This window comes from Thermosynechococcus sp., assembly GCF_046299635.1.
GTDB lineage: Bacteria > Cyanobacteriota > Cyanobacteriia > Thermosynechococcales > Thermosynechococcaceae > Thermosynechococcus.
The window spans coordinates 39,939-54,526 of record NZ_JBKBHV010000001.1; the positions used below are offsets into that span (position 1 = coordinate 39,939).

A 14,588-nucleotide genomic window follows, 5' to 3' on the forward strand; every position below is an offset into this window, starting at 1 on the left:
GATTCGGTTGAGGATTAGTGGGTTTAGCTTTTTAGGACGTAGAATGCCCTAAACTGTGCCAACATGAGGGGTATGGTGCCCTATGATTCCACGTCAACTGGTATTGCGCAATTTCCTCAGTTATCGCCAAGCCACTCTTCCCTTTGCCGGGTTACATCTAGCCTGTATTTGTGGTGCTAATGGGGCAGGCAAGTCCTCACTCCTTGAGGCGATTGCTTGGGCACTCTGGGGGCAAAGCCGCGCCAGCCGCGAGGATGATGTGATCTACTACGGTGAAATGGAAGCCCAAGTGACGTTTGAGTTTAGCGTCCAAGGGCAGACCTATCGGGTGGTGCGGTTGCGGCGACGGGAGCAACATACGGTTTTGGAGCTACAAATTCAGACGGCAGCAGGCTATACCTCGCTAACGGGGCGATCGCTACGGGCCACCCAAGAAAAAATCATTCAAATTCTTCGCCTTGACTACAACACCTTTGTCAACAGTGCCTATTTGCGCCAAGGCCGGGCCGATGAATTTATGGCCAAACGCCCCAGTGAGCGCAAGCAGCTCTTGGCAAGCCTTTTAGGCCTAGATCAATACGAGACCCTCGCAGAAGCCGCTCGCGATCGCGCCCGTGACTACAAAGCCCAGATCAGTGTTCTCGAACAACACCTCCAGACCCTAGAGAATCAACTATCTCAAGAACCTACCTTGCGTGCCCAGCAGGCAGCACTGAATCAGCAGATCCAACAACAACGGCAGCAGCTCGAGCAGTCTCAACAACGACTCCAGGAGCAACGAGCCACCTACCATGTCCATCAACTGCAACAGCGGGACTACAAACATTTACAACAGCAGCGAGATACCCTAGGGACAACGATCGCCCATCTGGAGCAGCAGTGCGAGAAGCTCCGCCAAGAACAGGCGGCTATTACAGATTTAGAAGCCCGTGCCCCCCTGTTGGAAGCTGCCGCCAGCCAATGGCAGAGCCTGAAAACCGCTGAAGCTCAATTGCAGCAGTGTTTTAGTGACTATCAACGGCTGCGCCAAGAGCGCGATCGCCACCAGCAGAGCCTGAACCAACAGCGCCAAGACCTCCTGCGTACCCTGCATGGATTGGAGAGCCAGCAGCAATTTCTTCAGGAACAATGCCAGCAGTTGGAAAAGCTCCTCAAGCAAGAAAATCAGATTGTGGCTGCTCTTGAACAGTTACAGCGATCGCGCGCTCACCTCCAAGCCCAAGAAGAGCTTCAGCAGAAAGTCTTTCCCCTCCTGCAAGCCAAACAGCGCCTTGAACTGGAACAGCAACAGCAGGAGCAACGCCTCCGCAGCCGTCGCGAGGAATTACAGCAGTTGTGGCGGCATCTCCATCAACAGGTGGAACGGCAACCCACTCTGCAAGAGGCAGTGACACTGATTACCGCCCAGATTGAAACCCTTGAAAAACAGCGCATCTATCAAGATCATGTGCGGGAAAAGGGACTGGAGCGCCGCCGCTTCCTAGAGCAACTCCAAGCCCGCCAGCAGGAGTATGAACGGCAAATCAATCAACTGGAGCAGCGCTTAGAACTCCTCAACCAGCCGGGAGCCATTTGCCCTCTGTGTCAGCGTCCCCTCGATGCCCAGCACCATCAGGCAGTCCTACAGCGCAATGCCGCTGAAAAAGAAGAACTCCTCAATCAATTGTGGGTGATTCGTGAGCAACTAGCGGTTACGGAGCGGGAAATTCAAGTCCTGCGACGGGAATATCTAACGGTGGGCTATGAAATCTCGCAACTGACGCAACTGTTTGAGCAACGGGGACAACTTCAGCAGCAACTCCAGAGCACGCAGGACTTAGAACCGCAACTGGATCGCTTGGCCGGGGAAATTGAGCAGATTGAGCAGCAGCTTGCCAACGGCCCTCAGGAGACGCTGGGGGAATTAGAAGCGATTGAGGCAGAACTGGCACGTCTGAACTATGACGAAAAAAATCTGGCGATCGCCCGCGGACAAGTGGAAAAATGGCGCTGGGCCGAAGCCAAAGAACAGGAACTCCGCCAAGCGCAGCGGCAATACCGTCAGATTCAGCAGCAACTGCCTGCCCTCATGGCTCAACAGGAGGAACTGCAACGCCAGCTCAATGCCCTTGAAACCACCTCTCCTTTGGCTCAAAACCTTGCCACCATTGACCAGAAGTTAGCAGCCTTAGCCTACGATCCGGAGCGCCATGCCCAAATTCAGGCACAACTAGTTGCACTAGAAGCCGACTATGAGGCTTATCAGACCCTACAACGGGGGCGATCGCGCCAACCCCAACTCCGCCAAGACCTCCAGAACCTTGAGGAGACACTTCAGCAACAACGGGAACAACTGCAACGCATTACTGACAAACTCGCCCCCCTTGAGGACACTGCTCGCGCCACCACCCGCCTTGCCGCCGATCTCAACCAACGTCAACAGGAACTCCTCCAACAGCAGCAGATCCTAGAGACCTATCTTGCCCACTACGGAAAGCTCACCGCTGAATTAGAGCAACTCCATCGCCTCACTCAGGAATACGAACAGGGACAACAAACCCTTGCCCATCTCCGCCACCAATATCGCCTCTACTGTGAGCTAGCCCAAGCCTTCGGCAAAAATGGCATTCCCGCCATGCTCATTGAAACCGTCCTCCCCCATCTGGAGGCAGAAACCAACCATATCCTCGGTCGTCTCACTAACCATCAGCTCCATGTTCAGTTCATTACCCAGCGCAGCCGCCGCATTGGAGCCGACACGAAGCCCATTGAAACCCTTGATATTCTCATTGCCGATTGCCAAGGTACCCGTCCCTACGAAAGTTATTCCGGTGGTGAAGCCTTTCGCATTAATTTTGCTTTGCGTTTAGCATTGGCGCGGCTGCTAGCACAGCGTTCCGGAAGTGATGTTCAGTTTCTGATTATTGATGAGGGGTTTGGTACCCAAGACGCCCAAGGCTGTGAGCGACTCATTGCTGCCCTGAACGCGATCGCCCCAGAATTTCACTGTATTTTGGCCATTACCCACGTCCCTGCCCTTAAAGAAGCTTTTCAAACCCGCATTGAAGTCACTAAAACAGCGGGAGCTTCCCAACTCAGTATCATTACCTAGGACAGCTCTGGTAGTTTTCGGCAAAATGGTAGAGTACGGTCAGCAACAGCACACTTTACCATTATGACGGTTGAACTGATTGCCAAACTCAGCGATCCCATTGTCAGCGCCGGACAGGGGGCACAGCGGCAACTGGAACTGACATTAACAGCACAGCGGCAGCAACAGCAGCGCGCGCCCCTCAATCTCTGTCTGATTTTGGATCACAGTGGCTCCATGGCCGGTGTTCCTTTGGCAACGGTGAAGCGAGCAGCACAGTCGTTGGTGGATCGGCTGCTGCCTACCGATCGCCTGAGTGTGGTGGCCTTTGATCACAAAGCTCAAGTGTTAGTGCCCAATCAATGGGTTGAGGACAAAGCCGCCATCAAAGCCCAAATTGACGAACTGGAACCGAGTGGCGGCACTGCCATTGATTTGGGCATGAAACTGGCGCTGACGGAGTTGGCAAAAGCCAAACAAGGAACGATCTCCCAAGCCTTTTTGCTCACCGATGGTGAAAATGAGCATGGCGATAACCAACGCTGCCTTGAACTGGCCAAGTTGGCAGCAGAGTACAACATCACGTTTAATACCTTGGGGTTTGGCGTTCACTGGAATCAGGATGTGCTTGAGCAGATTGCCGATGCCGGTGGTGGGCGCCTTCTGTTCATTGAGTATGCCGAGCAGGCGATCGCCTGTTTTCAGTCGCTCTTTAGCCACATCAGCAGTGTGGACTACACCAATGCCCATGTTCTGCTGACCCTGAGTGAAGCAGCACAGCTAGGCAACTTCAAACCGGTCAACCAAGTGGCTCCCGATACCATTGAACTCACCTATGAAACTCCTCATCCCCATGAGTATGTGATTCGCGTCGGCGATGTCTCTGCTACCGTCAAACGCACCCTCCTCATTACCCTCAGTGTTCAACCCTTGCCGCCGGGGTCGCACCTGATTGGTTTTGTGCAGGTTCGCTATGACAGCCCCCTCCAGCAGTCCACAGACTTGTTTTCCGAGAGGATTCCCCTCACCCTCACCGCCGAACCCGACCATACACCGCAGGTCGATCCAGAAGTGCAGCAGAGCATTCTCACCTTGGAAAAATACCGCAAAACGAAGCTGGCGGAAACGAAACTGCAAGCGGGGGACACCGCTGGCGCTGCAACTTTTCTCCAGAGTGCTGCCAAAACCGCCCTGCAACTGGGGGATACCGAAGCGGCAAAAATCCTCGAAGCCTCCGCCCAAGAGCTACAACAACAATCCACCCTCAGTGAATCGGCTCTCAAGCGCACGCGCATTGCCTCCAAAACAGTTCTGAGCAGTCCTCCCTCAAACTAGCCAGAGGGCATCGCCGTTGTGGCAGCCTAAGACCAATTGGGCACTGCCACCATTCACCGCTAGCTCAATAAAGCCATGACTTCCCACCAAGGCCATCAATTGTTGGTGCGGGGCATCACCATAGGTGTGAAGGAGGGGAATTTGTTGTCCTTGAATCTGGATGTAGTGGTAGCCCTTGGCTAAGAGAGCGGCAGGGAACGTGGTAATCACATTGCCAAAGTGATCAATGGCCTGAATCCAGCCTTGGACGCCTTGGGGTGTCATCTCATAGGTGAGATGGGACAAGCGCACCAGACTCTGTGGGTCAATGGCAGAACCAAGGCGCCCGAAGTCCGTTCCTGCGGCTAAATGGGCAGCCACGGGGGCAAAAATGTCCCGACCGTGGAAGGTGGCACTGGGGTTGGGGGTACGCCAAAAGGCCGGCTGGGTGAGTTCAACCACTCGCTGCGGGGGATAGCGATCGCACACTTGGCTAAAGACGCCGTTATCTGGTCCGACACCATAGGCATTGCCGAAATCAAGGGCGATCGCCCGCCGCCTGGTTCCCACCCCCGGATCGACAACGACCAGATGAACGGTGCCCTTGGGAAAATAGGGAAACGCCTGTAAGAGCTGAAAACTGGCGGTGCGGCAGTCCTGCGGTGGAATTTCATGGCACAGATCAATCACCTGCGCTTGGGGATGAATACTGAAAATCACCCCCTTCATCACTCCTACATAGGCATCTTGATGACCAAAATCCGTGAGCAGTGTAATCCAGCAGGTCATAGGGACTACAGAGACAGTCGCTTAAACAGGGGTTCAGGAATGGAACGAATGACCGCCATGATCCAGCGCCAAATGGGTCGCACGTAGATCACGTCCTTCTTTTTTTTGAGGGCAGTGCAGATGGCTTGGGCGACTTCCTTGGGCTGAGCCGTAAGCAGCGGTGGCAACTTCATACCTTCGGTCATGCGGGTATTGACATAGCCCGGCAACACGGTTAGCACCCGTACCCTTGATTTGGCAAGGCGATGCCGCAATCCGGACAAAAATGCCGTCAACCCGGCTTTGGCGGAACCATAAAAGTAATTGCTGGCGCGTCCCCGTTCTCCTGCTACTGAGGAAATGCCCACCAAGGTTCCCCAGCCCCGTTTCTCAAATAGATTAGCAAATAGGTTCAGAATGAGCGCCGGGCCTTCATAGTTGGTGCGCATCACCTCAAGGGCAAGGGAGCACTCTTGTTCACAGGCTTTTTGGTCAGGCATAAAGCCAACCACACAAATCACAACGGCAGGTAGCTCGGGCAACTGCTGAACAAAGGCGGCATGGGTTTCCACCGCCAAAACATCGAATTCATGGATACTCACGGGTACACCGTAGCGGCTTTCTAAGTCGGCTTTATCCGGCTCTAGGCGGTTCACCTGCCGCGCCGCCAATTGAAGGGGATGACCCTGAGCCGCAAATTGATGGGCGATCGCCCGCCCGATATCGGAAGTTGCACCCAAAATTAAGACAGGAGCCTTCATAGATTGAGCCGCCAAGACTGTTCCGAAGCAAAATTCACCGCCCAGCGATGAGCCTGCCTAGCTTGCACAAAGGTCTCTACCCGCGCATCGGACTGCCGCAGGCGCAGCGGACTTAAATGGCTATCCTTGGCCAGATAAAAGCGCCCCCCATACTCTAGGGTGATCTCCTCCAGTTGATCCAACACCTTGAGGGTGCGCCGAGACATGGGAAAATCCAAAGCCAGGGTATAACCCGCCATCGGAAAGGAAAAATAGCCCTGCGAATGCCCCAGCTTCTTCAGCACCGCCAGAAATGACCCTGCGCCTGCCGCCGCCGTACAGTGCAGTAACGCCCCTAAGCCTTCCCGTGCCCTGGCAAGGGGAAGAACACACTGAAACTGGACAAAACCCCGTCGCCCGTAGATGCGATTCCACCCCAACAAACCATCCAAAGGATAGAAAAACGTCTCCCAATCCACCAAGGACTGGCCGGCTTTGCGTTGACTCTTGAGGAAATACAGTTGATTAAACGCCCGCACCGTCAATGCATTCAAGGCACCATTGGGAAAGTCCAGCGGAATTGAGACCTTGCGTCGTTGCGGAATTTGCAGGGGCGTTTGCCGATATTTAGGGGGCAGTTCCTCCCGGGTGGCATGTTCCCCTAGCATGACCACAGAGCGCCCTAAATGAGCGCCACCCGCCAGACAATCAATCCAAGCTACAGAGTAGGTCACTGCTTCAAAGGTCTCAAACAGATCGAGAACCTCATCCAAGTTTTGGGCAATATGGGTGGTCTGGCGAATCCAAGCCGTTTCAATGGGACGCAAGCGAAAGGCCGCTCGCAGAATCACCCCCGTCAAGCCCATTCCCCCTACCGTCCAGTAGAAGAGATCCCGATTTGCCGACGGGGAGCAGCGATAGACCCGTCCCTCCGTTGTTAAGAGATCCAACCAGTCCAGACTATTCATGAAGCTGCCGTCTTTGTGGTGGTTTTTGCCATGGACATCGGCAGCAATCATGCCCCCTACCGTGACAAACTTCGTCCCCGGTGTGATTAAAGGAAACCAACCCCTTGGCACAAAAATGTCCAGAATCTCGGCCAGCAGCACACCTGCCTCGGCAATCAACTGACCCGTTTGCGGGTTGAATCCCAAGAGGCGATTGAAGTGGTTCATCTGGAGCGTGGCTTCCCGATTGAGGGCGCTGTCTCCGTAGGCACGGCCATTGCCTCGAGCAATCAGCGGCAGACCACGCTGAAGAAGCTGGAGAATCTCCCCTTCTGAGCGTGGGGAATACACCTGGCAGGTCTGTACCGGATACCGTCCCCAGCCGCTGAGTTTTTTGAGTTTGGCCTTAGCCGTGAGGGGAGAAGACATATCGCTTATCCAAGTGATACTTGAGTACATAACCAATGGTTAAACCAATGATGGCACCGATTTCCCGCAGGAAATGGCTTTGCCAAATCAGCCAAAATACCGTCTCAAATCCCCAAAAAATTGCCGTTGTGAAAACTCCCATGACCGCGTAGAGACTAAATTGACGACTGTCGTGCCGAAGACCCTTTTTATGATCAAAGAAAATCCAGCGTTTATCCAAATAGTACTTGACGACTAACCCCCCAAGGGTTCCCACCACCACTGCGGTTACAAAATAAGGCAGGCTCTGCCCCATCAATAGGATGACTCGCTGAGAAAAGAGATTCACAAAGCTGGCAATCACAGCAAAAGCCGTATAGCGAACAATGAGGGTCTGTAACCTCATAAACTCTTACCCAAAATAAAGAGAACCAGGCAGATCAAGAAACAGATTTGGCTCTGGCGGTCTTTAATTGCATAAACAATGGGGTCATAGTGCATGACCCCTCGATGGGTGAGGAAAATGGTTCGGGTAAGCCAGTACAGAAGGATACCGCAAATCCCCCAAAGCAACTGTGGTTTGGTGTAGAGCAGTCGAACTTGGGGAGAGCTAATGTAAAGGGCCAGCACCAGAATCGAAACATAACCTGCACTGAGTGCCATCATGGTGATAATCGGCAAATCATCGGTGTGGTAGCCCCGTCCCTTCGTTTTGAGTTCCTTACGCCTTTGATGATCCACCAGTTCGGCTTGCCGCTTGACGGTCGCTAAGCAAAAGAAGAAAAACATGGAGAAGGCCAACAGCCACACACTCAAGGAAATACCGGTGGCCACCGCACCGGCAAGAATACGAATTGTGTAAAGGCCGGCCAAGGTACAAATGTCAATGACAACCCGCCGCTTTAAGAAGAAAGAATAGGCCGTTGTGAGACCGTAATAGGTCAGCAGAATGCCAAGAAAAGGCCAACCGATGGGGGTGGCGATCGCCATCCCCGCCCCAAGGAAGAGCAAAAGCATCCATATCCCATGGGCAAGGGGAATATCTCCGGCGGCCAAGGGGCGATGACGCTTACGCGGATGGGCGCGATCGGCTTGCAGATCCAAAAGATCGTTTAAGACATAGACACTGGAGGCCGTAAGACTAAAAGCAACCGCCGCCACCAGCGAACTCCCAAAGATCGGTAAGCTAAACTGATGCCCCGCCAGCATGGGCACAAACACCAAACTATTTTTCACCCACTGATGGGGGCGAATTTCCTGCAAGTAGGGTTTAATGCTTCGTTTTGCGCTCCCTAAGTGTTCCACATTGGGATTGAGGTGCTCGACTTTCTTGCGCAGCTTTGGCGGCGCATTGACCGTAATTGCCTTGGCTGCCACGGCCCACACGGGTAAGTCGGCAGCAGCATCCCCCATGTAGACAAACTGCTTTTCCCCAAATCGCTCCAGCAAAAACTGTGCTTTGTTTTTTCCCTTGAGGTTCATCCGGCCGTCGGAGCCGTAGACAGCATCGAAAAAACCCAAGTGAGCGGCAACTTTTTCGGCCAAAATTTGATCCGTAGCCGTGGCCAGAGCCGCCTTTCCCCCTTTTGCTTTCCAAGCTTGAATATATTGAATGACTTCAGGGTTGTAGGGCAAGGTGGCAACATCCAGTGGGCAGGCGGTTGCCAAGAGGCGTTTTATCGGTGCTCGCTTCCAAGAATTGATGCTGAGCCACGTTTGGGGAGCTTGGCGCCAACAGAACCAGAAACATTCAAAAAGAATGTCTGTTTTTAGCAGCGTCTGATCGAGATCAACAACAAGATACAGCCCGTTCATGGATGGCGACTTGAAGGCTCCATTAAAGAAATAGCAAGAAAACGCCTCGGAGGTGTTCACTCCCCCCAAAACTGTCACTGAACTGACAACAGTTTACCCCCTAGGACGCCGACTCTTTCTGCCCGCTGCCTCTGGAGATAGCTTCCCGTGCCAAGCAAAAGCTTAATTTTGGGGATCTTTGCTTTCTAGAAAACGGCGGAGCTGCTCTGTGTTTGCTTGCAGGCGATCGCTTCTCTGTTGCAGGCGACGAGTGCTTTCCTCAAGGCGGCGATGCTGTTCATGGCAGCGCTCAAGCGAGTTCAGTAATCCAAAGATATCTTCGATAATGTATTGGGCATCCGCATAGCCTTGAGCCTCAAGGGCTTGTAGCCGCTCTGGACGAAAATCCAACAGACTTTGGATGTTACCCACTATCACTGTATTGGATTCATTGAGGAGACGCTGGGGACGAATTTCAATAATCTGCATCTCAGGGAACTCGTACCGACTCCAGCCATGAAACCCATCCTCCAGATGAATGACGATCGCATGGGTACAGCCACGACGCGCTAACGCCCTTAGAGGCACGTTATCTGCTAGGGCACCATTCACATAGACTTGACCCTTAACCTCTCGGTGGGGAAAGAGATAGGGCACCGCTGCGCTAGCCAATAGCAGATTGGTAAAAGTTTCGGCATCGGGGCAATCCTGTGCCCGCAGCCAATCGGCTTGCGTCCCAAACCAAGCGCGGGATTGATCAATGAGAGGCTGCAACAAGGGATTCCGCAAAAAAGGCAGTTGGAAACTGGGAAACACGGTAATCCACAGCTCGCGACCATATTTAATCCGCTGGTAGTCCACTTCATGACGAATGATCTCTTCGATGGGACGAGGGTCAAAAAAGGAGCGACATTGGGGTAAAATTCCCGTCACCTCTAGCAGCCTGATGAGCCAAGGACTGACATCCCTCAAGGCCACCTGCATCCCATAGGCGGCTAACGTTGCCCACCAGTGAGGATTGGCAGCAGGAACTTCTGCTTTCCCAATGGCGCGCCAGACTTTTTGCAGATGGGCAACACCGACTTCGAGTGACTGGGGATAGGCTGCAAGGAGTGCTCCGTTTAAGGCACCGATACTCGTGCCGGCAATGACCGTTGGCTCAAATCCCTGTTCGGCCAAGTAGCGCAGTGCTCCCACTTGGTAGGCACCCTTGGCACCGCCACCGGCAAGCACTAAACCAATAGTTGGTTGAGAAGGAAGCTGTTTCATTGCGGGGAGGACAGTTGGGCAAGGGTCAGGGTGCGGGTTTCTTCAACGAGGCGTTGGATAGTTTCCTCAGCATCGAGGGTGTGAGGAGTCCCCTTGGGCAAGGGGAGGAAATTCCACTGCGGTTTGCTGTAGAGCTGGCTGATGAGGAAGGCTAGGGGTTGTTTATGGCTATAGCGGAGGCTTGACAATAAATCCTGAAGGAGGGGGAGATCATTTGAAGCAGTGGCCGCAAGGGTTGCTTGCAACAGATCGGTGGTGAGAAAAAAGTACTTGGGCAGATCATGGCGCAGGTGAGTGAGAATTTCGTTGCAGAGGCGCTCTCGGTAGGTGCTCCTATTACCTGCGCAGTCATACTCATAGTAGCCCACGGTACTGCTAAAGGTTTCCCGCGCCAGTAGCATCACCTGTACACTAAAGGGCAAATCGGCATAGGCTTTGCCACTGCGCCAACTGCTGAGAATGCGCTCGAAGTCTTCTTGGGCACTGATTCTGAGGTCGAGGCGCCGCAAGTACTCCTGCTGTTCTTGAAACCTGCGATCGCAAATTCCAATGAGTCTCACCAGCGCTTGCTTGAGAAAGTCCTGTCGCTCTGTGAGGCGCTCAAGCTGCTCCCCTTGCTGCGCGATCGCCTGCTGGTTTTCAAGGAGTACGCTTTGGGTCACTTCTAGACTCTCTTGTAGTTGCAGCAGAGAGTGTTGCGTTACCTCTAGAGCGTATTCAGTGTAGGACAACTTGTCTATGATCTCGGTGGTCAACTCCACCAATGCCTGCTGGCCTCTAACCAAGTTTTGGCCAATTTCCGTTTCATGGGCGTAGGTACGGCCGGTAATCCCATCCAGTAAACGACCAAAAAAGCCGCGACTTTTTCGATAGTTCAACAGCGATTGGCTGATGTGAATGCCATTCACCAAGTCCACCAACAGTTGATCTTTGATAATGGGAACGCGCGTTTCTAACTGTAACCATTCCATGGCGAAACCCTCAGCGTAAACAGAGAATCAAGGGCACCTGATAAACGACAGGCAAATTGGATTGCTTGCCACAGAGCCTGTTGGAATCTCTGGAGTGTCAGTGGGGGATCAGGGGAGGTTGTCCCCAGCACGGCTTGGGCAAATTGCTCTAGATAGCCGGCAATGAGTGGTTGACAAGAGACTGCCTGCCTCCCTTGAATTTTTCGAGCATAGTCCCTGGCAAAGGTTTGCAATTCAGTCGCTAAGCTAGGCGGTGTTTCTTGTGTGTCTAGAATAGCTATTAGTTGGTTCAGATTGTGAATCATCTGCTCTAGGTGATGACGCACGTCTTTAAGGGCCGCGATCGCCAGCAGACCATCAATCACTTGGGCATAAAACTGCGGAAATCCTGTGTAGTCACGCCATTGCTCTTCAACCCGTTGGCAAAAGTGCTCCTTAGAAACCTCTTCAAGCGCCTCTTCCCAAGCAAAACCAAAGAGTTCTTCTGCCATTTCTAGCGTTTCGGGTGCCGATCGCCAGCTTGCTGCCGCCAAGTGGGGGGCAACTTGCAAAAAGCGAGCCGCAAAGAACGCCTGCCGTGCCACCCCCTCAAACACGCGATCGCTCTGTACCCCAAAGGTACGCTGTGCCAGTTCCCGAACCTGATTTGGTGTCATATCCCCCCGCCGCCGCTGATCCACCTTGTTGACTAAAACATAAACGTTCTCAATTCCCTTCGTTTGAACCATATTGCGTACGGTTGTGGCAACTGCCTCTGCTGCTTCGGTTTGGAGTTGGGTAAAGTCCAAGATAACAAGCACTGCATCACTATCTTCCAGTTGCTTGGCAAAGATGTCCTTGATCTCTAGATTGTCTCCCGCCTCATTGGAACCGGGGGTGTCCACCATGACCAATTTCTTCCAGAAGGGAGATTGTTGCCGTTGATACAGGAAAAAAGGTGCGCATCGAATTTGCGGAAGCTGTGCCATCCGTTTGACCGGATTAGCTTCGGGAGCCAAAACACTAGTCAAGCGCACCATATCGTTCAAGAACTGGAGATAGTAGTACACTTGGTGCGTGCCATACATGCGATCCGTAAAGAAAACCCGCCCTTCAGCAATATCCTTAAATAGGGGCATTAAATGGGGATAGGCTTTCTGGAGTTTCTCCTGTTGATCTTTGTGCCGATACACCGCAGCAACGGCTGCTTCAAAAGCCTCTAGGAGTGACTGTGGCAAGTAGATTACCGGTTCTGAAGCCAGAGGGTCAAGAATTACTTCAGTGGCAATAGCAGTCATTGCCGTATTCCGACTGGGCAACAACGGTTGACCCAAGATGGCATTAATGACCGTGGACTTGCCGGCTTTCATCGGCGCCACAACCGCTAGACGTAGAAGGGATTCGGCATCAGGTGTATGCCGCAAAAAATCTGAAAAAGCTGGTAAAGAAATATCCTGCTGATCGAGTTGCCAGATAAGCTTAACAGAGTCCACTAGAAACGCCTTGTACTGTGCCACTAAACTAACTTCGCTTTCTTTCATAGCAGGAATAGTTGATTATTCAGAATTAATCTCATTCCTAAGCCTATTTTGCATGTTGTTCTAGACCTTTTGAACTGGTAACCTAATAAACTCTGCAAGTAGTCTAGTCAGTGTTCTGCTTCCTTCCTAGCACCTCAAACTGCAAAAAATGACAGCAGGGTAACACTCACTTAGTCATTACATAGTTCACGCGGTCTAGAAGACTCTTTCGCTTCTCGCTTAACTGACTGAGGCCATGACGGAATTCCTCACCCTTCTTTATTCGGGCAGAAATCTGTTCGCTTTTTTCATAACGTTGTTGAAGGGTTTGCTGAAGAATACCTTGGTATTGTGTAAGATACTCCTTTAACTTTTCTAGATATTCTTCAACTTGTTTACGAAACTGACCCTCCAAGTAACCATCTAAGACACATGACTGTAGCTTTTTGACTTCTTCATCAATCTGTTCTCTTATTTCCTGTTTCAAGTCTTCTAGCTTTAGATAGTAAGTTATCACAGTATAGGAGACTTCCACTTCATAAGGAATTAACCATAACCAGTACCACCAAGAGCGACGTCTCTGTGTTCTGCGTTCTTCAGTTTGTTGTTGTTGTAAAATTACTGATGAACTACCTTCATCCAATCCAAAACTTATTTTCTCAAAGGCGGTATGGGAAAGATCCAAATCAAAACTTTTCGCTAGGCGCTCTTGAGCCTTTTGCAAAATGGGTCGTGCTTTCCTATCAATTTCCTGATTGGTTTCTTTAACCATTTCCTCTAATATCTTATCTATTTGTTCCTGAGTTTTTTCAAAGTCATCTTGGAATATATTGGATGCTATTTGAAATACTGCTTGACGAAATTGCTCACCTTCCTCTTTTGTCTTAAATTCAATTTTTCCTCCTATAAGGAAATTTTTAGCTTTACGTAAAGAAGACGCAATGTTTTTTGCTGTAGATTCAATAACCCTTACCGGCAATTGCACCAAAGTAGCAACACGTTGCATAACATTTTGATCCGACTCCGAACCTTTATCGCCAGCTGAGGACTCTCTAAATCCCTTAGTTATTTGCTCCCAAAACTCTTCTTGAAATAATTTTGTTAATTTTGAATCAATCTTACTATTTAATTCCGAGACTTTATCTACAATTATCTTCCTAATTTGCTCCTTTTTCGAGTTGATTATTAAATTCAGATTGACTACTTTACCTATCTGTTCAGTATCTTTCCCAAGGTTATTAACTTCTGTTTCAATTTTTTTAATATCTCCTTGTAAAGCTTTCACATAAATGTTGACTTCTTTGCTCATCTCCTGAAGAAAGTTATCTGAAGCCTGTAAAGAACCTTGGATTAGCTTTGGAGCAGCAATTGCTACCAACTCACTAATTACTCCATCACAAAACTGCTTGAATTTAGATTTGGTTTCCCATATTTTTGTTGCTCTCTTCTTCAATTCATCTAAATCAGTGTCTTCTAGGTGTTCTTCCCAGAAATGACTTCCCCAAACTTCCCTTGCTAAGTCTTCAGTCTCTGGTTTGTGACGCCAATCCTCCCCTTGCCAACGATCCACTTGATCCAAAAACCTGACCGCACAAAAGGCAGCTTGAGCAGAGACTTCAAAGACATGACTCTCATCAATCTCAAAATTGCACTTAACAAACTGCTGTACCTCTTCGGGTGTCATGTCTCCCTTGCGACGCTGATCAATTTTGTTCACCAGAGCATAAATGGTATCTCTGCCGCCAAGGATATCTGCAATATTCTTCACAGTTTCCTCAACATTTTTTGCCGCTTCGGTATTGAGTTGC

The 14,588-nt window shown here is 51.1% G+C and carries 11 protein-coding genes; 2 read left to right on the plus strand and 9 right to left on the minus strand.

Annotation, left to right across the window (positions count from 1 at the left end; genetic code table 11):
* Positions 1-82 precede the first annotated feature (82 nt).
* Both ACK4IR_RS00270 and ACK4IR_RS00275 read left to right on the plus strand, forming a co-directional pair.
* Complete coding sequence (locus ACK4IR_RS00270) at positions 83-3,091, plus strand: AAA family ATPase (RefSeq protein WP_409871049.1); 3,009 nt, start codon at positions 83-85, stop codon at positions 3,089-3,091.
* Positions 3,092-3,154: 63 nt separating this feature from the next.
* Positions 3,155-4,405, plus strand: coding sequence for a vWA domain-containing protein (locus ACK4IR_RS00275; protein ID WP_409871052.1), 1,251 nt, complete (start codon positions 3,155-3,157; stop codon positions 4,403-4,405).
* Here ACK4IR_RS00275 and ACK4IR_RS00280 read toward each other — a convergent pair.
* From ACK4IR_RS00280 to ACK4IR_RS00320, 9 genes are all read right to left on the minus strand, one after another.
* Complete coding sequence (locus ACK4IR_RS00280) at positions 4,397-5,173, minus strand: S-adenosyl-l-methionine hydroxide adenosyltransferase family protein (RefSeq protein WP_409871054.1); 777 nt, start codon at positions 5,171-5,173, stop codon at positions 4,397-4,399. The genes ACK4IR_RS00275 and ACK4IR_RS00280 overlap by 9 nt on opposite strands.
* Positions 5,174-5,178: 5 nt before the next feature.
* Positions 5,179-5,913: an SDR family oxidoreductase gene (locus tag ACK4IR_RS00285; protein WP_409871056.1), complete on the minus strand. Its 735-nt coding sequence runs from the start codon at positions 5,911-5,913 to the stop codon at positions 5,179-5,181.
* Entirely contained in the window at positions 5,910-7,268 is a 1,359-nt protein-coding gene (locus ACK4IR_RS00290) for an FAD-binding protein (protein ID WP_409871059.1), read from the minus strand. The genes ACK4IR_RS00285 and ACK4IR_RS00290 overlap by 4 nt, the downstream gene beginning before the upstream one ends.
* The gene (locus ACK4IR_RS00295; protein ID WP_409871061.1) at positions 7,246-7,653 is read right to left on the minus strand and encodes a GtrA family protein; all 408 of its coding nucleotides are present in this window, start codon (positions 7,651-7,653) and stop codon (positions 7,246-7,248) included. Before ACK4IR_RS00295 ends, ACK4IR_RS00290 begins: the two co-directional genes overlap by 23 nt.
* Positions 7,650-9,062 (minus strand): UbiA family prenyltransferase, encoded by a 1,413-nt coding sequence (locus ACK4IR_RS00300; protein WP_409871064.1) that lies wholly within the window; start codon positions 9,060-9,062, stop codon positions 7,650-7,652. Before ACK4IR_RS00300 ends, ACK4IR_RS00295 begins: the two co-directional genes overlap by 4 nt.
* Before the next feature lie 162 nt (positions 9,063-9,224).
* A complete protein-coding gene (locus ACK4IR_RS00305; protein WP_409871067.1) occupies positions 9,225-10,310 on the minus strand; it encodes a patatin-like phospholipase family protein in 1,086 nt (361 codons plus the stop codon).
* A complete protein-coding gene (locus tag ACK4IR_RS00310; RefSeq protein WP_409871070.1) occupies positions 10,307-11,281 on the minus strand; it encodes a hypothetical protein in 975 nt (324 codons plus the stop codon). Before ACK4IR_RS00310 ends, ACK4IR_RS00305 begins: the two co-directional genes overlap by 4 nt.
* Positions 11,263-12,801 carry a dynamin family protein gene (locus tag ACK4IR_RS00315; RefSeq protein WP_409871073.1) on the minus strand — a complete coding sequence of 513 codons (1,539 nt, stop codon included), beginning with the start codon at positions 12,799-12,801 and terminating at the stop codon, positions 11,263-11,265. The genes ACK4IR_RS00310 and ACK4IR_RS00315 overlap by 19 nt, the downstream gene beginning before the upstream one ends.
* 166 nt (positions 12,802-12,967) lie before the next feature.
* Positions 12,968-14,588: hypothetical protein (locus ACK4IR_RS00320; protein ID WP_409871075.1), on the minus strand; the 1,621-nt coding region annotated here is incomplete at its 5' end.